Genomic DNA, 19,933 nt, shown 5'->3' with positions numbered 1-19,933 from the left:
TCCGCCTCGCTCGGTGTCGGGGCAGGGCGTCGTCCATGCCCCTCGCCGAGTTCCGGTCTGCACGGTCGTGCCGAGCGGAGTAAGATTCCAGCCTCACCCGCCGTTGTACAGGAACAGTCCCATGCGTCCGCTGGTTGCCACGGTCGACCTGACCGCGCTTCGTCACAACTACCTGCTCGCCAAACAATGCGCACCCCAGCGCAAGGCCTTCGCCGTGGTCAAGGCCAACGCCTATGGCCATGGTGCGCCAGAGGCGGTAACGGCATTGCGCGAGATTGCCGATGGTTTCGCCGTGGCCTGCCTGGAAGAGGCGGAGGTGATTCGCGGGTGCGCACCCGAGGCGCGCATCCTGCTGCTGGAAGGCTGCTTCGAGCCATCCGAGTATCTGCGCGCGGCCGAGCTGGGGCTGGACATCGCCGTTCAGGACGCGCGCCAGGCCGACTGGCTGCTGGCCGCCGAACTGGGGCGGCCACTGAACGTCTGGCTCAAGCTGGATTCGGGCATGCACCGGCTGGGCTTCAGCGTGGACGGCCTGCGCGAGTGTCACGCGCGGCTCAAGGGAGCGGCCCAGGTCGGCGAACTCAATCTGATCAGTCACTTCGCCTGCGCCGACGAGCGTGGCCATGCGCTGACTGAAACCCAGCTGGAGCGCTACGCAGAGCTGCTGGAGCTACCGTTCGAGCACTGTTCGCTGGCCAATTCCGCCGCCGTGCTGACCCTGCCGCAGGCGCATATGGCCTGGATCCGGCCTGGCATCATGCTCTACGGTGCGACGCCGTTCGCCGAGCTGAGCGCCCGGGAGCTTGGACTGAAACCTGTGATGACGCTGACCGGCGCGCTGATCGCGGTGCGCGACGTGCCGGTCGGTGAAAGCGTTGGCTACGGTGCGAGCTGGGTGGCGCAGCGTCCTTCGCGTATCGGCACCGTCAGCTGCGGCTATGCCGATGGTTATCCGCGTACCGCGCCTTCCGGCACCTCAGTGGTGATCCATGGGCAGCGCGTGCCGCTGGCCGGGCGGGTGTCGATGGACATGCTCGCCGTGGATCTGACCGACCTGCCGCAGGCGCAGCTCGGTGACGCGGTGGAGCTGTGGGGGGCACAGATGCCTATCGATGAGCTCGCCCAGGCCTGCGGCACTATCGGCTACGAGCTGCTGACCAAGGTGACCGGGCGGGTGCCGCGCCGTTACATCGGCTGATCGGCCGGCGCGCGGCCGTCCTGCTGGACCCAGCTCGCCCGGCCCTGCTGTTTGGCGCGGTAGAGCGCCTCGTCAGCGGCCTTGTAGAGCGGGCTGAACTCCTCGGCATGGTGCGGAAAGAACGCGGCGCCGACGCTCACGGTCACCGCCAGGCTGGTGCCCCGGTAAGGCACCGGCAACGACAGCTCGTGCAACAGGCGTTCGGCGACCTGCCCGGCATCCTGTTCAACGGTTGCCCCGGTCAGCAGTATCGCGAATTCATCCCCGCCCAGCCGGGCTGCCATGTCGCTGCTACGCACCAGGCCGCGCAGTCGCTGGCCCAGTGTGCGCAACAGGAGATCACCGGCATCGTGGCCGTGGCCGTCGTTGATCGGCTTGAAGTGGTCCAGATCGATCAGTAGCAGCGCAATCGACTCACCGCGCCGCGCGGCCTCGGCGATGGCGGCTTCGACGCGCTCGATGAGGTAGCGGCGATTGGGCAGTTCGGTCAGCGGGTCGTGGAAGGCGGCCTGTTTGAGCTCGATTTCCCGTTCGCTGAGGTCCCGGTTGGCCTGTGCCAGCTCGGCGGTACGCGCCACCACCGCCAGGCTGAGCTGTTCGGCGCTGGCCTGAACCTGTTTCAGTCGCGCGGACTTCTCCCGGTCGGCATGCTCCAGCGCCGCCGCCCGTTCCTGCTTGAGTATCTGGATACGCGAGGCCAGGGCGAAGGAGAACAGGATGGATTCGGCCGCCACCGCCAGCGGAAAGACGTAGCCGCTCCAGGCCGCCGGCTGAATCACGCCGGTGGCGCGTAGCAACAGCAGGTTGACGCTGCCCAGGATCACGCCGAAGCCGCAGAGGTAGAGCAGGGCGGGAAAGTAACCCTGGCGCCAGCGGCGGAACGAGGCCCAGAGCGAGGCCGGGATCGCGGTCAGGGCCAGCGCGACGAAGACCCAGGCGCCGAACGCGCGCAGCCCGAAGATGTTGAGCAGCACGGCCGTGACATAGAGGCACAGGGCGACGGTCAGCAGGCGATGGGCCCAGGGCACGAAACGGCGGGTCTGCAGCAGGGTCTGGGTGAAGCGGCAGGCGCTGAAGCCCCAGAGCGCCGGGATGCTGATGCGATCCAGCCAGAAGGGCACCGGTCCGTTCGGCCAGAGGTACTGAAAGCCGTGTCCGGTCATGCCCAGGATCATCAGCAGCGCGCCGCTGGTGGTCATCACGTACCAGAAATAGGCGGTATCGCGCAGGCTGAGGAAGATGAACAGGTTGTACAGCAGCATGGCCAGGATCAGGCCATAGATCAGGCCGAGAAACAGGTTCTCGCCCACTGCCTGCTCCTGCAGGGCGTCGAGCTGCCAGACCTTGAGCGGAAAGGAGTTGCCGGCCGGATCGTAGCTGCGCAGATAAAAGGTCAGCGGGCGCTGGTCGCTAAGCTCCGGCAGGCGGAACAGCATGCGCCGGTAGGCGTGGTCGCGCCCTTCGTGAAAGCCGACCAGCTCGCCGGATTGACGCTCGGTCCAGCCACCGTTGCCGTCCGGCAAATAGATGCGCAGGTCTTTCAGGGTCACCGAGCCAACTTCCAGCCACCATTGAGACGGCGCGTCGCTGGCCCGCTGCAGCGTGACCCGAACCCACCAGGGGTGCGGGCTCTGGCCGACGCTGGCCTTGCCCTGCGCCGGCTGAAAGCGCGCCTGCACCTCAGGGCGTTGCAGGTCCGTCACCTTCAACTCGGCGCCGGGATCCTTCAGCAATTCCACATGGGCATTCAGACTTCGGCCGCTGTCATGCACGCCGATCAGGGCGGTATCGGCATGGGCTGGCAAGAACGTGCCTAGGCACAGCAGCAGGGCAAGGAGGACGGCGTGCACCAGGATCTCCCGGGCTCGATGCGTGGGTCGGGTGGCGCGAGTATAGCGGGAGGCGAAAGCGCAGCGCGCGCCTGTCGCCAAGGTCGATAAAGACCCTGCACGCTGGTCGGACTTGGTTATTTTTTGTGCTATATTCCGCGCCCGTTTTCGTTGCCCCGGTTTTCCGCCATGCACGCCGTCAAGCCACTGTTCGACTATCCCAAGTACTGGGCCGAGTGTTTCGGTCCGGCGCCGTTCCTGCCGATGAGCAGGGAGGAGATGGATCAGCTCGGCTGGGACTCGTGCGACATCATCATCGTCACGGGTGACGCCTATGTCGATCATCCGTCCTTCGGCATGGCGATCATCGGCCGTCTGCTCGAGGCGCAGGGCTTTCGCGTGGGCATCATCAGCCAGCCGGACTGGCAGAGCAAAGACGACTTCATGAAGCTCGGCGAGCCGAATCTGTTCTTCGGCGTCGCGGCCGGCAACATGGACTCGATGATCAATCGCTACACCGCCGATCGCAAGGTCCGCTCCGATGACGCCTATACCCCGGGTGGTCTGGCCGGCAAGCGGCCGGATCGCGCCAGCCTGGTCTATAGCCAGCGCTGCAAGGAGGCCTACAAACATGTGCCGGTGGTGCTCGGCGGCATCGAGGCCTCGCTGCGCCGCATCGCTCATTACGACTACTGGTCGGACAAGGTGCGCCGCTCGATCCTGATGGACGCCACCGCGGACATCCTGCTCTACGGCAATGCCGAGCGCGCCATCGTCGAGGTAGCGCAGCGCCTGGCGCGTGGCGAGCCGGTTGAAGCGATCACCGACGTGCGCGGCACCGCGTTCATTCGCAAGGACACACCCGAAGGCTGGTTCGAAATCGACTCCACTCGCATCGACCGCCCGGGCAAGATCGACAAGATCATCAACCCCTACGTCAACACGCAGGACCTGTCCGCCTGCGCCATCGAGAAGGACAAGGGGCCGCAGGACGACCCGAACGAAGCCCGGCCGGTGGAGCTGCTGCCGCACCCGAAGCTGGAGCGTGACCGCACGGTGATCCGTCTGCCGTCCTTCGAAAAGGTGCGCAACGATCCGGCGCTGTACGCCCACGCCAACCGGGTGCTGCACCTGGAAACCAACCCAGGCAACGCCCGCGCGCTGGTGCAGCGTCACGACGACCGTGAGCTGTGGCTCAATCCGCCGCCGATTCCGCTGACCACCGAGGAAATGGACTACGTGTTCGCCGCGCCCTACGCGCGCGTGCCGCACCCGGCATACAACGGCGCGAGGATTCCCGCCTACGAAATGATCCGCTTCTCGGTGAACATCATGCGCGGCTGCTTCGGTGGCTGCACCTTCTGCTCGATCACCGAGCACGAGGGGCGCATCATCCAGAGCCGCTCCCACGAGTCGATCCTGCACGAGATCGAGGAGATGAAGAACGTGCCGGGCTTCACCGGTGTGGTCTCCGATCTCGGCGGGCCGACTGCCAACATGTATCGCCTGGCCTGCAAGAGCCACGAAATCGAGAAGCACTGCCGCAAGCCGTCCTGCGTGTTCCCCGGCATCTGCGAGAACCTTAATACCGATCACAGCTCGCTGATCGAGCTGTACCGCAAGGCGCGTGCACTGCCGGGCGTGAAGAAGATCCTGATCGCCTCCGGCCTGCGCTACGACCTCGCCGTCGAGTCGCCGGAGTACGTCAAGGAGCTGGTCACCCACCATGTCGGCGGTTACCTGAAGATCGCGCCGGAGCACACCGAGCGTGGTCCGCTGGACAAGATGATGAAGCCGGGCATCGGCACCTATGACCGCTTCAAGCGCATGTTCGAGAAGTACTCGAAAGAGGCGGGCAAGGAGCAGTACCTGATCCCGTACTTCATTGCCGCGCATCCGGGCACGACCGACGAGGATATGCTCAACCTGGCACTGTGGCTCAAGGCCAACGGCTTCCGCGCCGACCAGGTGCAGGCCTTCTATCCCTCGCCAATGGCCACCGCCACCGCGATGTACCACAGCGGCAAGAACCCGCTGCGCAAGGTGACCTACAAGAGCGAGGGTGTGACCATCGTCAAGAGCGAGGAGCAGCGTCGCCTGCACAAGGCCTTCCTGCGCTATCACGACCCCAAGGGTTGGCCGCTCTTGCGCGAGGCTCTGATTCGCATGGGTCGCGCCGACCTGATCGGCAGCGGCAAGCACCAGCTGATTCCGGCGCACCAGCCGGCGGTGGACGGCTACCAGAGCGCGCGACGCAAGAACTCCACGCCGGTCGGCAGCAAGAAGGCCGGGCAGGGTGGCAAGATCCTCACCCAGCACAACGGCTTGCCGCCGCGCAGCCACGACGGCAACGCCTGGGACAAGCGCGAGCAGGCCAAGGCCGCCGCCGAGGCGCGGCGCAAGGCGGCCAACGGTGGCAAGCCCGCCGGCAAGGGCCGCAAGCCGCAGCGTCCGGTCGCGCCGCGCTAGCGGGCATCGTCTGGAGCGCCCATCGGCAAGCGCGCCGGCTAGAAGCGAAAGGCCTGGGTCGCTCGATCCAGCTCGCTGCCCAGTTGCAGCATCTCGGCGCTCTGCTCCCGGCCGCGGCTGATGTGCCCCAGGTTGGCATCGCCCAGCTGATGGATACGTTCGCTGTGGCCACGGATTTCGCCCACCGCTTCGCCCTGCTGGGCCGTGGCCTGGGCGATCTGCTCGGCCATATGGTTGATGCTGGCTATGGTCGAGACGATCTGTTCCAGGGCCTGATCGGCGCTTTGCGCCAGGCTGGCCGTGCTTTCGGCATGCTCGACCTGACTGCGCATCGCCTCCACGGACTGCCGCGCGGCCTGCTGCAGACGGCCGATCAGCTGCTGGATTTCCTCGGTGGCCCCGCTGGTACGCTGTGCCAGTGAGCGCACTTCGTCCGCGACCACCGCGAAGCCGCGGCCGTGACCACCGGCGCGGGCTGCTTCGATCGCCGCATTGAGCGCCAGCAGATTGGTCTGCTCGGCAATCGCGCGAATGACCGTCAGGACCTTGCCAATAGTGACGGTTTCGTCGGCCAGTCGTTCGATTGCCACAGCGTTGCCCTGCACCTCGCTGACCAGCCCATGCAGGCCGGTCAGGCTCTCGCCGATGACCTGCTGGCCGTGCTGCACCGCACGCGCCGCTGCGCGGCTGGCTTGGGCGGCTTCGCCGGCGCCATCGGCCACCTGCTGGATGGTCGCCTCCAGCTCGCCGAGCGAGTCGCGAATCTGCGCGGTGTCGCCGGTCTGGCGCTGGGCGCCGTCATGCAGGCTGCTGCTCATCTCGTCCAGGCTGCGGCTGCTTTCGGCGACGCGCGTCGCCTGCTTGCGCAGCGTGCCGACCAGTTCCAGCAGGTAGGTACGCAGCTGGTTCAGCGAGGCCTCGATGTCGTCGATCTCGCGAATCCGGCTCGCGATGCGTACCTCTGCGCTGAAGTCACCTCGCGCCCAGTTGGACAAAGCCGGCACCAGCTGGCCGAGGGCTCGAGTCAGCTGACGCTGCAGGCGGTCGATGGCCAGAGCGATGAGCAGGATCAGCGCGATGATGCCGATCTGGATCAGGCGCACTTCGCTCTGGATTCGGCTGTGTTCGGCCCGTACCGCAGGCTCCAGCGCGGCCAGCGCCTGCTCGACGCTGGCGATCTTCTGCGCGCTGCTGTCGAGCAGCGCGCTACGCTGGCGGATCAGCTCGCGAGTGCGTTGCAGCTCGGCCGGGTAGCGCTTGATCAGGCTGGCGAACTCGCGCTTGAGGGCAATGCCACGGTCTTCGCTGTGCTGGTCCGCTGCCGCCCCCAGGTCGAGCAGCGCGGCAAAGGTGCTGGTGGCGGACTGGTTCTGGGTTAGCACGCCGAGCAGCGGCAGCGTGTCGAGTCGTGCCGCCTCCTGCTCCAGGCTGCGCAGCACCTGCTCCACCTCGGAGTTCAGCTCGTCACGGCCGCTGCTCACCAGCTTGCCGCGGGCGTGGCTCAGACGAAACAGCTGCTGCCCGGCGGCGAACAGGGGGCGCTGGTAGTCTGCGGCGCGTGGATGATCGGCGTGCGCGCGGTAGTCGTCGAGCTGCGAGAGCACGCCGGCCATTTCGCGCTCGGCCTGCAGCAGCAGCCCTTGCGGGTCGCCGGCCAGCTTGCCCGCGGCCAGCAGCTCGTCGGCGGTGAAGCGCGACAGTTCGGCGAGACTGGGACGCAGCCGCGCTGCCAGGTCCTCCGGTAGCGCGCTGCTGTCATCGGCGAATTCGGTGAGCGCCTGCTGCGCCTGGCTGTGGCGCAGCGCGTCACCGCTGGCGAGGTAGCCGTGAATGTTGTCCACCGCCTGCTGCTGAAACTGCTGGGACAGCGCCAGATAGCGCACCATCAGCAGGTAGGGGCGCTCCATGGCGCGCTCGGACCACCAGAGCGTCGCGCCCAGTGCCAGACACACCGCGATCAGCAGCAGGGTATTGAGAGTGGTGAGCGACTTCAGGCGCATGCTCGCCTCGCAAAGCAATTCGGAGGCCTTGCAGGGTATGGCAGTTTGATGTCATTCGCGTGACAGCCGGCCGCTCCGACGATCGCTACACGACCCTCGACGTTGGCGGCCGCGCCTGTATTGGCGGCTAGTAACGCTCGACGCGGTTACGACCGGCGTGCTTGGCACGATAGAGCGCCTCGTCGGCCTGCTGGATAAGCGTCTTGACCTCGGCATCGGCGGTCAGCTCGGTGATGCCGCAGCTGAAGGTGCAGCTCAGATCGCGCGGCTGCGCCGGGAAACGTATCTCGGCGAAACGCTGGCGGATCTCGTTCAGCACCTTGCAGGCGGCCTCTGCCGGGGTGTCTGGCAGCACCACGGCGAACTCCTCGCCACCGTAGCGGCCGATGTGATCGGTCTTGCGCAGGCGCTGCTTGAGAAACAGCGCCAGGCTCTTGATGACCCGGTCACCCATGGGGTGGCCGAAGGTGTCGTTGACCTGCTTGAAGTGATCGATGTCGAGCATGGCGAAGCTCAGCGGTCGATTGTCGCGACGGGCGCGGAAGCGAGCATCCTCGAGCAGCTGCAGGCTGTGGGTGTGGTTGTACAGACCGGTGAGGCTGTCGCGCACGATGCGCGCCTTCAGGCTGCGCGCGCGGGTAGCGCGGGTGCGTACCGTGGCGATCAGGTGGCTCGGCTTGATCGGCTTGGTGAGAAAGTCGTCGCCGCCTTCGCCCATGGCGTCCAACTGCTTGTCCAGATCGTCCTCGGCGGACAGGTAGATGATCGGCACGCTGACGTAGCGCTCATGCTGGCGGATTACCTTGGCCAGCTCGGTGCCCTGGCAGTCGGGCATGTACATGTCGAGGATGATCAGGTCCGGCTGGAACTCGGCGAGTGCGCCGATGGCCTGGATCGGCTCGGTCAGGGTCTGGGTGACGATGCCGGCGTTGTTCAGCACCCGCTCGGTATGCGTCGCCTGGGCACGCGAGTCATCGATGATCAGCACGCGAATCGGCTCGTAATGCGCGGTGCGGGTGAAGATCTCGATCTTCTCCAGCAGGCTGCTGGCGTCCAAGGTACCGGTGAAGAACTCCAGACCGCCGGCGCGGACGGCGGCCAGGCGAGTCGGCGTGTCGGTTTCGGCGTGGCTGAAGAACAGCATGGGCAGCTTCGGCTCCAGACCGAGTTGCACCTGTTCGGCGAGGCGCAGCCCTTCGCCCGGTCCGTTGAAGTCCACCTCCATCACGATGGCGGCCGGGTGCCGGCGATGCATCGCCGTGCGGAACGCGGCGACATTGCTGAAGGCCTGTGCGGACATGCTGAAGAAGTCCAGCTGGCGTACCAGGTGCTCGGCGCGCTCCTGGTCTTGCAGGGCGATGTACACCGGCTTGCTCAGCGGCGGCAGGAACGACTGGTTGTGCGGATCGCTGTGGCGCAGTCCGGTGCGGGCAAGGCGATAGATCAGCTGACTCAGTGTGGAGATGGTGCTGCTGGACAGACGCCCGCGGTTGTCGCGGATGTCGCTCAGGCAATCCTCGATGTTCAACGCCAGCTCGCTGTGCTCGGTCTGCTCGAAGCGATCGGCAAAGCGCCGAAGACGAGTCGTCGCTTCGGTCAACGCGGCATGGTAGTCCTCGTTCCATTCGCTGCGTTGCAGTTGCTGCCAGACCTCCAGCACTTCCCGTGCCTGGTGGATGACCCGCTGGGCGAAATGCTGTTTAAGCTCTTCCTGATCCGACATCGCGATTATTCCTGGCGCGCCAGGTGCGCTGCCCTGGTGCATTGTAATGGCGGCATGCTATCACCGTCGGGGCGCTTTGGAAGGGCGTTGCGCGGTAGTGGTTCTCAATTTGGCGCTGAGCACGCCTGGGCCCTGCGTTATAGTAAAGACATGCCTGCGCAACGTCTCCGGTGCCGGGCGGTCGAACCCCTGAACTCGCCAGAAGGACACACAGCCCATGTCGGATTGGAAGAATCGCTTCGCTCGCCTTGGCCGCTCCAACGGCTCGGCCGGAGCGGCTGGCCAACGCGCAGGCAACCCGCTTCTGCTGATTCTTGCCGCTCTGCTGGGCATCTACCTGCTGGTGACGCTGCTGCTGGGATGGTACTGGAGTCGCGAGCCGGACCTGTTTCCGGTACAGCAGCATACGCGCCAGGCGGCGGAGGCTTCGCAGCGCCAGCTGGTCAGCGGCTATACCACGGTGGAAACCCTCAAGCGCGTGGCCAGTACCCTGCTGGACAAGCCCGGCGGCTATCTGAGCAATGACATCGCCCCGCCGGGGCTGTGGCTGGACAACATGCCGAGCTGGGAATACGGCGTGCTGGTGCAGGTTCGTGATCTGGCGCGGGCGCTGCGCAAGGATTTCGCCCGTTCGCAGTCACAGTCCACCGAGGACCCGGATCTGGCCAAGGCCGAGCCGCTGTTCAACTTCGACAACCGCAGCTGGACCCTGCCTGCCTCGGAAAGTGAATACCGCAACGGCATCCGCAGTCTGGATCGCTATCTGGCCCGCCTCAGCGAGCCGGAGCCCAAGGCGTTGTTCTATACCCGCGCCGACAACCTGAACAACTGGTTGGGTGATGCGGCGACCCGCCTCGGATCGTTGTCCCAGCGCCTGTCGGCAAGTGTCGGTCGGGTGCGCCTGGATGCCGATATCGCACCGGAGCAGGAGCGGGCCGGCATCGTGCCGCAGGTCAAGGAGCAGGTGGTCGAGACGCCCTGGATGCAGATCGACAATGTATTCTTCGAGGCGCGTGGTCAGGCCTGGGCGCTGTCACATCTGCTGCGGGCGATCGAGGTGGACTTCGCCGACGTGCTGGCCAAGAAGAACGCCACGATCAGCGTCAGGCAGATCATTCGTGAGCTGGAGGCGGCGCAGGAGCCGCTGTGGAGCCCGATGGTGCTCAACGGCAGCGGCTACGGCGTGCTGGCCAATCACTCGCTGGTGATGGCCAACTACATCTCCCGCGCCAACGCGGCGATCATCGATCTGCGCAACCTGCTGTCGCAGGGGTAGGACGCAGCGTTCGTGTCCGGTGGCAGGCGTCTACGCCTGCCACTCAGTCCAGTCCGAGTTTCTTCAGACGGTAACGCATCGAGCGGAAGGTCAGCCCCAGTCGCTGGGCGGCCGCGGTGCGGTTCCAGCGTGTTTCTTCGAGGGCCTGCATGATCAGCTTGCGCTCGATCTCCTCCAGGTGGTCCTCCAGGTTGTCGATCTGCGCCAGGCTGGCTTCGCCGTTTTCCGGCAGGCCTGGGCTATCCGCCAGGCGCAGGTCGCCAGCCTTGATCTCGTCGCCTTCGCACAGGGTGTAGGCGCGTTCGAGCATGTTCTCCAGCTCGCGGACGTTGCCCGGAAAGCGATAGTTCTCCAGCTTGGCCAGGGCATCGGGATGCAGGCGGGCCGTGGCCTCGCCGCATTCCTGCGCCAGACGGCGCAGCATGACATCGGCGAGCAGGCCGATGTCTTCCCGGCGTTCGCGTAGTGGCGGTACACGCAGTTCGATGACATTCAGGCGGTAGTAGAGATCCTGGCGAAAACGGCCTGCGGCGACCTCGCTGGCGAGATCCTTGTGGGTGGCACAGAGGATGCGTACATCGACCATCACTTCCTGCGCACCGCCAACGGCACGCACGGCCTTTTCCTGGATGGCGCGCAGCAGCTTGACCTGCATCGGCAGCGGCAGGTCCGCCACCTCGTCGAGAAACAGCGTGCCACCGTTCGCGGCCTGGAACAGGCCGGGCTTGTCCTCGATGGCGCCGCTGAAGCTGCCCTTCTTGTGGCCGAAGAACTCGCTTTCCATCAGCTCCGACGGAATGGCACCGCAGTTGACCGGCACGAATGGCTTTTCGCTGCGCGGGCCCTGCTCGTGAATCAGGCGTGCCACCAGTTCCTTGCCGCTGCCCGACTCGCCGCTGATGTAGACGGGTGCCTGGCTGCGGGCGAGCTTGCCGATCTGCTTGCGCAAGGTTTTCAGCGGCGGCGAGCTGCCCAGCAGGCGACTGTCCACCGGCGCTTCGGCTGCGGGGGCGCGCAGGCGCAGGGCGGTGCTGACCAGCTCGCGCAGGCGGTTCAGATCCACCGGTTTGGTGAGGAAGTCGAACGCACCGGCCTTGAGTGCACCGATGGCGGTATCCAGGCTGCCATAGGCGGTGATCATCGCCACGGGCAGTTGCGGGTACTGTTGCTGGATGTGCTGGACCAGCTCAAGGCCGCTGCCGTCGGGCAGGCGCATATCGGTCAGGCACAGGTCGTAGTGCTCGCGTGCCAGCAGCTCGCGCGCCTCCTTGAGGTTGCGTGCGCTGCGGGTATCGAGCTTCATACGGCCGAGGGTGATCTCCAGCAGCTCGCGGATGTCCGGCTCGTCGTCGATGATCAGGGCTTTCTGGCGCGCGGTCATGGTCTTGCTCTGGTTCCTGAAGCGGGGGTCGCCTTCCGGGCGGCTGGCGAGCATGTTAACTCTCCCGGCGCCGCCGTGGCTGCCGCTTTGGTCGATGTGTGATGCGTTGCCGGCAACTGTTCTGCTGCGCCTAGCTCAGCTTGCGCGGGTGCGCGAAGACGATGCGGAAGCAGCTGCCGCCTTCGGCGCGCTCGCGGTAGTCCAGGCGTGCCTGGTTGCTCTCGCACAGCTCGCGGGAGATGTACAGCCCGAGCCCGGTGCCTTTACTCTCGGTGGTGAAGAAGGGTTCGAAAACGTTGTGCAACTGCTCGGCGGCGATGCCGGGCCCATCGTCGAGGACCTCAACGACCGGCAGATCGCTGGCTTCGTCGCGAAACAGGCGGAGCCAGACCTGAGCGCGATCGTGCTCCTTGCCGCTGTAGCGCAGGCCGTTCTGCACCAGGTTGGTGAGCACCTGGGTCAGCTGGTTGGGGTCCATGCGCGTCTGCAGCGAGCTGCCGATGGTTTCCAGGTGAACCGTCTGCTGCGGGCTGAGCCCCTGGCGGAACTCGCTGACGAAGCGATGCAGCCAGTATTTGAGATCCAGCAGCTGGGGCTCCGCCTGGCGGCGCCGGGAAAGCTGCAGCACGTTCTCGATGACCAGATTCATCCGCCGCGAGTGGTCCTGGATGATCTGCGCCAGTCGCCGATCCGGGCCGTCCAGCTCTTCGGATTCCTGTAGCAGCTGAGCAGCATGGCTGATGGCGCCCAGCGGATTGCGGATTTCATGGGCAATGCTGGCTGTGAGTCGTCCGAGGGAGGCGAGCTTGAGTTGCTGGGCCTTCTGGGCGATCTGCGAGATGTCCTCGAGGAACACCAGAGTGTCGAGCTTGTTGCCGTGCTGCAGGGCGGCGAAACTCGGCTGTAGCGTCGGTCCGCCGGGGGTGGCCTTGAGGTTCGGCGGGCGCAGTGTGGGATTGCCACGCCAGTGCTGCAGTGCCTTGAGCAGCTCCGGGCAGCGCGGTGCGAGGCGCTCGCCGGCCAGCGATTCCTGGCCGAGCAACTGCAGCGCTCCCTGGTTGGCCAGGAGCACGCGCTCCTGCGGGTCCAACACCATGATGCCGGTGCGCATGCGCTGCAGGATCAGCGCGTTGAGGGCCTCGAGGTTGGCGACCTCCTCGGCGCGCTGGCGGGCCAGAGTCTCGCTGACCTGCAGGCGCCGAGTCAGTCCCTGGACGAGAAAGGCTGCGGCGAAGCACAGCGTGCCGAGCGCACCGGCCTGGACGTACTGGCTGCTGGCTTCGGAACGACTGATGCTCAGGTAGAAGGTCAGGTAGATCAGGCCGGTGGCAGCGACCGCGGCGATGAAGAAACCGACCCGCCCCCGCAGGAGAATATTGGCGATGGCGACGGCGACGATCAGCAGGTTGCCGATGCCGCTCGGCGTTCCTCCGCCAAAATAGAACAATCCCGACAGCAGGATCACGTCCATCAGCGCCAGGCTGAGCACTGGCAGGTCGCGCTCGGGGCTCTGCACCAGCACCGCGACGATGATGTTGAGGATCAGATAGAGCCAGGCGCCGTACTGAAACAGCTGCGGATTGCTCATCTGCAGCAGATCGTTGTGCAGGTCGCTGCTGATCAGCAGCACCAGCGCGAGGCCAATGGTCAGGCGGTAGAGGTGATACAGGCGAAGGATGCGCCGCCCCTGGTCGCCGAAGAAGGTGAGGTTCTCAGTGCCCACCAGAGGTGCTGTCCTGCTCGAGGTGAGCCTGGCTGCAGTACCAGCGGTCATGGGCCTGCAGGGCCTGGTTCTGCGGCACGTGCACGCCGCATTGAGCGCAGCGGACCATCGGCAGGCTGCCCTGCTGTTGCGCGGTCGGCGTCTTCTTCCGGGTCAAGCGGCGCCACAGCCAGAAGGCGGCGGCGATCAGTGCGATCCAGAACAGCAGTCGAAACAGCCCCATATCGATTCCTTCCTGTTTATGCGTGGCGACCGGCCACCGGACTAGCCAGGGCCGGTCCTGGCCCGGTGCGCCGACGGTGACGAGCATAGGGCTCGACGCAGCGGCGCATGGTCAGCCCATTTCAGTCGAACAGGCCGAAGGTCAGGCGGCTCCACCAGGAGCGCTTCGGCTCCTGCTGTTCCACTTCCTTGAGTACGGGGCGCAGTTCTTCCGGCAGGTCACGCGCAGCGTTCTCGTACTGGCGCAACACGTCACGGTTGGCGCGGGAGGTGTCGGGACGCGGCGCTTCGCCTTCGATCAGGCCGAGCGTGGCCTTGCTCAGCCAGCTGCGGGTGTCTTCTTCGCGCTCGATGGGGGTGAACTTGCCGTCCTCGAGGGTGGCATGATCCGGGTAGTTGAGCTGAAGGGTCTTGAGGCTGGCATCGGCGAGGTCATCGAGGCCGAGGCGCTGGTAGGCCTCGGTCATCACAGCCAGACCGTCCGCCACGGCCGGTGTGCCCTGGAAGTTTTCCACCACATAGCGCCCGCGGTTGGCGGCGGCCACGTAGGCCTGGCGCTTGAGGTAGTAGTGAGCGACGTGAATCTCGTTGGCTGCCAGGAGGTTGCGCAGGTAGATCATGCGCGCCTTGGCATCCGGCGAATAACGGCTGTTCGGATAGCGGCTGGTGAGCTGGGCGAACTCGTTGAACGAGTCGCGGGCAGCGCCCGGGTCGCGCTTGGTCATGTCCAGCGGCAGAAAGCGAGCGAGCAGGCCGCGGTCCTGATCGAACGAGGCCAGGCCTTTGAGGTAGTAGGCATAGTCGACGTTCGGGTGCTGCGGATGCAGGCGGATGAAGCGCTCGGCAGCCGAACGTGCAGCTTCCGGCTCGGCGTTGCGGTAATAGGCGTAGATCAGCTCGAGCTGCGCCTGCTCGGCGAAACGACCGAACGGGTAACGCGACTCCAGCGCCTTGAGCTTGCTGATGGCGCTGGTATAGCTCTTGTTGTCCAGGTCGGCCTGTGCTTGCTGGTACAGCTCGACCTCGCCCAGGTTTTCGTCGACGGTTTCGTTGGATGAACAGGCGGCGGTAAGGGCGAAAATGGCGATCAGCAGCAGGTGTTTCACTTGCATGGCGGCTTGCGTCCCTGTGACGGCTGGCTGTCTCGCGCGGAGCCGTCCTGTTATGATGGGCGCCCCGGTGCGCCGGGACAAAGACGCCGTATTTAAACACAAGCGTGTAGCCGAAACCAAAGGCCGCTCCGCCATCTGCGGTCCTCCGGGCATCCATCAGCAATGGATGCCGCTCGCCTCTCTCTGACGAATCTATCTCGCCGTATGTCCACGATCTCCAAACAGGCCATTCAACTCCGTGCCGAGGTGCCGTTTGACCTAGGCGGGCAACGTCTCGATCAGGTCGCGGCGCAGCTCTTCTCCGAACACTCGCGTTCGCGCCTCGCGGCCTGGATCAAGGATGGTCTGCTGACGGTGGATGGCGCCGTGCTGCGCCCTCGCGACACCGTGCATGCCGGTGCGGTGCTCGAGCTGAGCGCCGAACAGCAGGCGCAGGGCGAATGGGTGGCGCAGGACATTCCGCTCGACATCGTCTATGAAGACGACCAGATTCTGGTGATCGACAAGCCGGCCGGGCTGGTGGTGCATCCGGCGGCCGGGCATGCCGACGGCACGCTGCTCAACGCGTTGCTGCATCACGTACCTGACCTGATCAATGTGCCGCGCGCCGGCATCGTTCATCGTCTGGACAAGGACACTACCGGGCTGATGGTGGTGGCCAAGACGCTGCAGGCACAGACCCGCCTGGTGGAGCAGCTGCAGGCGCGCAGTGTCAGCCGTATCTACGAAGCCATCGTCATCGGCGTAATCATCACCGGCGGCACCGTGGATGCGCCGATCGGCCGTCACGGCCAGCAGCGCCAGCGCATGGCGGTGGTGGAGGGGGGCAAGCCCGCGGTCAGTCACTATCGTGTGCTCGAGCGTTTCCGCTCGCACACCCATGTGCGGGTCAAGCTGGAAACCGGGCGTACCCACCAGATTCGTGTGCACATGACCCACCTCGGCTACCCGCTGGTGGGCGATCCGCTGTATGCCGGGCGTTTCCGTATTCCGCCAGCTGCCAATCCGACACTGGTGCAGACGCTGCGCGAGTTCCCACGGCAGGCGCTGCATGCCCGTTTCCTCGAGCTGGATCATCCGGTGACCGGGCAGCGCATGAAGTGGGAGTCGCCGTTGCCGGACGACTTCGTCTGGCTGCTGACGCTCCTGCAACAGGATCGCGAGGCCTTCGTCGGGTGACTGTCGGCGACGAGAATTGGCTGCTGCCCGACTGGCCGGCGCCGGCCCGCGTTCGTGCCTGCGTGACGACCCGTCAGGGGGGTGTCAGCGCGGCTCCGTTCGACAGTTTCAATCTCGGCGATCATGTCGGCGATGATCCGGCTGCGGTGGCCAGCAATCGCCAGCATCTGCGCGATGCGCTGGGTTGCCAGCCGATCTGGCTGGAACAGGTGCATTCCTGTGTGGCCGTGAAGGCACTTCCCGGTGTCTGCGCCACTGCCGATGCCAGCTGGAGCGAGACGCCGGGCGAAGCCTGTGCGGTGCTCACCGCCGACTGCCTGCCGGTGCTGTTCTGTGACCTCGCCGCCAGTCGTGTGGCTGCGGCGCACGCGGGCTGGCGCGGGCTGGCTGGCGGCGTGCTGGAAGCAACGCTCGAGGCGCTGGCGATTCGTGCCGAAGACGTGCTGGTCTGGCTGGGGCCGGCGATCGGGCCCGCTGCCTTCGAAGTGGGGGGCGAGGTGCGCGAGGCATTCGTCGCGCAGCACCCGGCGGCTGCGGCGGCATTCGTGCCGAGCCGCAACGAGGGGCGCTTCATGGCCGATCTGTATCAGCTTGCGCGCATTCGCCTGGCCGCGGTCGGAGTCGAAGCCGTCTACGGCGGCGGGCTGTGCACCTTCAGCGATCCGCGTTTCTATTCCTATCGCCGTGCGTCACGCACGGGGCGCTTCGCCAGTCTGATCTGGCTGGAGCCTTAGCCCTACCTAGCGGTTCGACAGTGCCGTGACTCCGCGGTCCCGGCATGACCTGCATCAATGTCATCCGCCTTGAATCTCCAACAATCATCCTCATCTATGCTCCATCTCGCGGGTTATTTGTAAGGCGCGATTCATGGTGCCGGCCCGCTTTACCTGAGGATGAACATCCATGCGTATCGATCGATTGACCAGCAAGCTTCAGCTTGCGCTCTCCGATGCCCAATCCATTGCCGTTGGCCTGGATCACCCTTCCATCGAGCCGTTGCACCTGATGCAGGCCCTGCTGGAGCAGCAGGGCGGTTCGATCAAGCCCTTGTTGATGCAGGTCGGCTTCGACATCAACGCGCTGCGCCAGGCCCTGACCAGGGAGCTGGACCAGCTGCCCAAGCTGCAGAACCCCACCGGTGACATGAATCTGTCGCAGGATCTGGCGCGTCTGCTCAACCAGGCCGATCGCCTCGCCCAGCAGAAGGGCGACCAGTACATCTCCAGCGAGCTGGTACTGCTTGCCGCGCTGGACAACAACACCCGTTTGGGCAAGCTCCTGCTGGCCCAGGGCGTGAGCAAGAAGGCCCTGGAGAACGCCATCAGCAACCTGCGCGGTGGCGCGGCGGTCAATGACCCCAATGCCGAGGAGTCGCGTCAGGCGCTGGACAAGTACACCGTCGACATGACCAAGCGCGCCGAGGAGGGCAAGCTCGATCCGGTGATCGGCCGTGACGACGAAATCCGCCGCACCATTCAGGTCCTGCAACGGCGCACCAAGAACAACCCGGTGCTGATCGGCGAGCCCGGTGTCGGCAAGACCGCCATCGTCGAAGGACTGGCCCAGCGCATCGTCAATGGCGAGGTGCCGGATGGCCTGAAGGACAAGCGTCTGCTGGCGCTGGACATGGGCTCGCTGATCGCCGGTGCCAAGTTCCGCGGCGAGTTCGAGGAGCGTCTCAAGGCCGTGCTCAACGAGCTGTCCAAGCAGGAAGGCCGAGTCATCCTGTTCATCGACGAGCTGCACACGATGGTCGGTGCCGGCAAGGCCGAGGGCGCCATGGATGCCGGCAACATGCTAAAGCCCGCTCTTGCCCGGGGTGAGTTGCACTGTGTCGGCGCCACCACCCTCGACGAGTACCGTCAGTACATCGAGAAGGATGCCGCCCTGGAGCGCCGCTTCCAGAAGGTTCTGGTGGACGAGCCGAGCGAGGAGGACACCATTGCCATCCTGCGCGGCCTCAAGGAGCGCTACGAGGTGCACCACGGCGTGACCATCACCGATGGCGCCATCATCGCCGCGGCCAAGCTCAGCCAGCGCTACATCACGGATCGTCAGCTGCCGGACAAGGCCATCGACCTGATCGACGAGGCCGCCAGCCGCATCCGCATGGAGATCGATTCCAAGCCGGAAGAGCTGGATCGTCTCGACCGCCGGCTGATCCAGCTGAAGATCGAGCGCGAGGCGCTGAAGAAGGAGGACGACGAGGCCACCAAGAAGCGCCTGGCCAAGCTTGAGGACGATATCGCCAAGCTGGAGAAGGAATATTCGGATCTGGAGGAGATCTGGAAGTCGGAAAAAGCCGAGGTCCAGGGCTCCGCGCAGATCCAGCAGAAGATCGAGCAGGCCAAGGCCGACCTCGAGGCGGCGCGGCGCAAGGGCGACCTGGCGCGCATGGCCGAGCTGCAGTACGGCATCATCCCAGACCTCGAGCGCAGCCTGGAAATGGTCGACCAGCACGGCAAGAAGGAAAACCAGCTGCTGCGCAACAAGGTGACCGATGAGGAGATCGCCGAGGTGGTCTCCAAGTGGACCGGCATTCCTGTGTCGAAGATGCTCGAAGGCGAGCGGGACAAACTGCTGCGCATGGAAGACATGCTGCACACACGTGTCATCGGTCAGCATGAGGCGGTAGTGGCAGTGGCCAATGCCGTGCGCCGGTCGCGCGCCGGGCTGGCCGACCCGAACCGGCCGAGCGGTTCCTTCCTCTTCCTCGGTCCGACCGGTGTGGGTAAGACCGAGCTGTGCAAGGCACTGGCCGAATTCCTCTTCGACACCGAAGAGGCGATGATCCGCATCGACATGTCCGAGTTCATGGAGAAACATTCGGTCGCGCGTCTGATCGGCGCACCGCCGGGCTACGTCGGCTACGAGGAGGGCGGCTACCTGACCGAGGCAGTGCGTCGCAAACCCTACTCGGTCGTGTTGATGGACGAGGTGGAGAAGGCTCATCCGGACGTGTTCAACGTGCTGCTGCAGGTGCTCGAGGATGGTCGTCTGACCGATAGCCATGGGCGGACCGTAGACTTCAAGAACACCGTGATCGTCATGACCTCGAACCTGGGCTCGGCGCAGATCCAGGAGCTGGTTGGCGACCCCGATGCGCAGCGCGCTGCGGTGATGGATGCGGTGGCGCACCACTTCCGTCCGGAGTTCATCAACCGTATCGACGAGGTGGTTGTGTTCGATCCGCTCGGCCGCGAGCAGATCGCCGGTATCGCGGAGATCCAACTGGGCCGGCTGCGCAAGCGCCTGGCCGAGCGCGAACTGAGCCTGGAGCTGAGCCAGGAGGCGATGGACAAGCTGATCGCCGTCGGCTACGACCCGGTTTACGGTGCGCGGCCGCTCAAGCGCGCGATCCAGCGCTGGATCGAGAACCCGCTGGCGCAGCAGATCCTCGCGGGTCAGTTCGCCCCGGGCAGCAGCGTCAAGGCTCGGGTGGAGGGCGAGCAGATCGTCTTCGATTGAGGCCCAGGGCAATCCGCATGGCATGACGAATACCATGCGGTCGTCCGATCAACGGGTCGCGGCCGCGCGCCGGACGCAAACTGTTGTCGCTAATCGCATTTTTAGGGTTGACAGCAGGGTTTGGAACCGTAAAATGGCGCGCCTCTGAGGCGGGAACGTAACGCCAAGGAGCTGGAATGCTAGTTGTTCCGCGATAGCTCAGTCGGTAGAGCAAATGACTGTTAATCATTGGGTCCCTGGTTCGAGTCCAGGTCGCGGAGCCAAATTCCAATCGGGGTATAGCGCAGTCCGGTAGCGCGCCTGCTTTGGGAGCAGGATGTCGGGAGTTCGAATCCCCCTACCCCGACCATTTT

At 65.3% G+C, this 19,933-nt stretch carries 13 protein-coding genes and 2 tRNA genes; 8 read left to right on the top strand and 7 right to left on the bottom strand.

The genetic code is table 11. From position 1 onward, the window contains the following. Positions 1-121 precede the first annotated feature (121 nt). The gene (gene alr, locus PSTAB_RS17965; protein ID WP_013984081.1) at positions 122-1,198 is read left to right on the top strand and encodes an alanine racemase; all 1,077 of its coding nucleotides are present in this window, start codon (positions 122-124) and stop codon (positions 1,196-1,198) included. Here the strand turns inward: alr and PSTAB_RS17960 are convergent. After that, the gene (locus PSTAB_RS17960) at positions 1,186-3,048 is read right to left on the bottom strand and encodes a diguanylate cyclase (RefSeq protein ID WP_013984080.1); all 1,863 of its coding nucleotides are present in this window, start codon (positions 3,046-3,048) and stop codon (positions 1,186-1,188) included. The genes alr and PSTAB_RS17960 overlap by 13 nt on opposite strands. A gap of 168 nt (positions 3,049-3,216) precedes the next feature. Here PSTAB_RS17960 and PSTAB_RS17955 point away from each other — a divergent pair, with 168 nt between their 5' ends. Then, positions 3,217-5,496 (top strand): YgiQ family radical SAM protein, encoded by a 2,280-nt coding sequence (locus tag PSTAB_RS17955; RefSeq protein WP_013984079.1) that lies wholly within the window; start codon positions 3,217-3,219, stop codon positions 5,494-5,496. Positions 5,497-5,534: 38 nt separating this feature from the next. Here PSTAB_RS17955 and PSTAB_RS17950 read toward each other — a convergent pair whose 3' ends face one another. Together PSTAB_RS17950 and PSTAB_RS17945 are read right to left on the bottom strand one after the other, a co-directional pair. After that, positions 5,535-7,496: a methyl-accepting chemotaxis protein gene (locus PSTAB_RS17950; protein ID WP_013984078.1), complete on the bottom strand. Its 1,962-nt coding sequence runs from the start codon at positions 7,494-7,496 to the stop codon at positions 5,535-5,537. A 127-nt stretch (positions 7,497-7,623) separates the two neighbouring features. Continuing rightward, positions 7,624-9,219 carry a response regulator gene (locus PSTAB_RS17945; protein ID WP_013984077.1) on the bottom strand — a complete coding sequence of 532 codons (1,596 nt, stop codon included), beginning with the start codon at positions 9,217-9,219 and terminating at the stop codon, positions 7,624-7,626. Positions 9,220-9,436: 217 nt separating this feature from the next. On the opposite strand from PSTAB_RS17945, the gene PSTAB_RS17940 reads away from it, so the two are divergent. Next, on the top strand, positions 9,437-10,495 hold the full coding sequence (locus PSTAB_RS17940; protein WP_011914666.1) for a DUF2333 family protein: 1,059 nt from the start codon (positions 9,437-9,439) through the stop codon (positions 10,493-10,495). 43 nt (positions 10,496-10,538) lie between these two features. Here the strand turns inward: PSTAB_RS17940 and PSTAB_RS17935 are convergent, their stop codons facing one another. The 4 genes from PSTAB_RS17935 to PSTAB_RS17920 form a co-directional block, all read right to left on the bottom strand. After that, positions 10,539-11,876, bottom strand: coding sequence for a sigma-54-dependent transcriptional regulator (locus PSTAB_RS17935; RefSeq protein ID WP_041772001.1), 1,338 nt, complete (start codon positions 11,874-11,876; stop codon positions 10,539-10,541). A gap of 130 nt (positions 11,877-12,006) precedes the next feature. Further along, the gene (locus PSTAB_RS17930) at positions 12,007-13,599 is read right to left on the bottom strand and encodes a sensor histidine kinase (protein ID WP_013984075.1); all 1,593 of its coding nucleotides are present in this window, start codon (positions 13,597-13,599) and stop codon (positions 12,007-12,009) included. Next, the gene (locus tag PSTAB_RS17925) at positions 13,589-13,822 is read right to left on the bottom strand and encodes a PP0621 family protein (protein WP_013984074.1); all 234 of its coding nucleotides are present in this window, start codon (positions 13,820-13,822) and stop codon (positions 13,589-13,591) included. The genes PSTAB_RS17930 and PSTAB_RS17925 overlap by 11 nt, the downstream gene beginning before the upstream one ends. A 121-nt stretch (positions 13,823-13,943) precedes the next feature. Beyond that, positions 13,944-14,933: an outer membrane protein assembly factor BamD gene (locus PSTAB_RS17920; protein ID WP_013984073.1), complete on the bottom strand. Its 990-nt coding sequence runs from the start codon at positions 14,931-14,933 to the stop codon at positions 13,944-13,946. A gap of 204 nt (positions 14,934-15,137) precedes the next feature. On the opposite strand from PSTAB_RS17920, the gene rluD reads away from it, so the two are divergent. The 5 genes from rluD to PSTAB_RS17895 all read left to right on the top strand — a co-directional run bounded on the left by rluD (position 15,138) and on the right by PSTAB_RS17895 (position 19,929). After that, positions 15,138-16,112 (top strand): 23S rRNA pseudouridine(1911/1915/1917) synthase RluD, encoded by a 975-nt coding sequence (gene rluD / locus PSTAB_RS17915; RefSeq protein ID WP_011914661.1) that lies wholly within the window; start codon positions 15,138-15,140, stop codon positions 16,110-16,112. Next, entirely contained in the window at positions 16,109-16,846 is a 738-nt protein-coding gene (gene pgeF / locus PSTAB_RS17910; RefSeq protein WP_013984072.1) for a peptidoglycan editing factor PgeF, read from the top strand. The genes rluD and pgeF overlap by 4 nt, the downstream gene beginning before the upstream one ends. Before the next feature lie 169 nt (positions 16,847-17,015). After that, positions 17,016-19,580, top strand: coding sequence for an ATP-dependent chaperone ClpB (gene clpB / locus PSTAB_RS17905; protein WP_013984071.1), 2,565 nt, complete (start codon positions 17,016-17,018; stop codon positions 19,578-19,580). Positions 19,581-19,767: 187 nt separating this feature from the next. Next, positions 19,768-19,843: transfer RNA gene (locus PSTAB_RS17900), tRNA-Asn, on the top strand. Between the two features lie 9 nt (positions 19,844-19,852). Beyond that, positions 19,853-19,929, top strand: a tRNA-Pro gene (locus tag PSTAB_RS17895). The last annotated feature ends 4 nt before the right edge of the window (positions 19,930-19,933 follow it).

This window comes from Stutzerimonas stutzeri (assembly GCF_000219605.1).
In the GTDB taxonomy this organism is placed as follows: domain Bacteria; phylum Pseudomonadota; class Gammaproteobacteria; order Pseudomonadales; family Pseudomonadaceae; genus Stutzerimonas; species Stutzerimonas stutzeri.
This window is presented reverse-complemented; position numbering and strand designations above follow the sequence as displayed.

What these genes read in the sequence shown, in the direction of transcription:
- PSTAB_RS17950 (WP_013984078.1), bottom strand. Translation starts at nt 7,496, where the DNA reads ATGCGCCTGAAGTCGCTCACCACTCTCAATACCCTGCTGCTGATCGCG.
- PSTAB_RS17955 (WP_013984079.1), top strand. Translation starts at nt 3,217, where the DNA reads ATGCACGCCGTCAAGCCACTGTTCGACTATCCCAAGTACTGGGCCGAG.
- PSTAB_RS17925 (WP_013984074.1), bottom strand. Translation starts at nt 13,822, where the DNA reads ATGGGGCTGTTTCGACTGCTGTTCTGGATCGCACTGATCGCCGCCGCC.
- PSTAB_RS17935 (WP_041772001.1), bottom strand. Translation starts at nt 11,876, where the DNA reads ATGACCGCGCGCCAGAAAGCCCTGATCATCGACGACGAGCCGGACATC.
- rluD (WP_011914661.1), top strand. Translation starts at nt 15,138, where the DNA reads ATGTCCACGATCTCCAAACAGGCCATTCAACTCCGTGCCGAGGTGCCG.
- PSTAB_RS17945 (WP_013984077.1), bottom strand. Translation starts at nt 9,219, where the DNA reads ATGTCGGATCAGGAAGAGCTTAAACAGCATTTCGCCCAGCGGGTCATC.
- PSTAB_RS17940 (WP_011914666.1), top strand. Translation starts at nt 9,437, where the DNA reads ATGTCGGATTGGAAGAATCGCTTCGCTCGCCTTGGCCGCTCCAACGGC.
- alr (WP_013984081.1), top strand. Translation starts at nt 122, where the DNA reads ATGCGTCCGCTGGTTGCCACGGTCGACCTGACCGCGCTTCGTCACAAC.
- PSTAB_RS17920 (WP_013984073.1), bottom strand. Translation starts at nt 14,933, where the DNA reads ATGCAAGTGAAACACCTGCTGCTGATCGCCATTTTCGCCCTTACCGCC.
- clpB (WP_013984071.1), top strand. Translation starts at nt 17,016, where the DNA reads ATGCGTATCGATCGATTGACCAGCAAGCTTCAGCTTGCGCTCTCCGAT.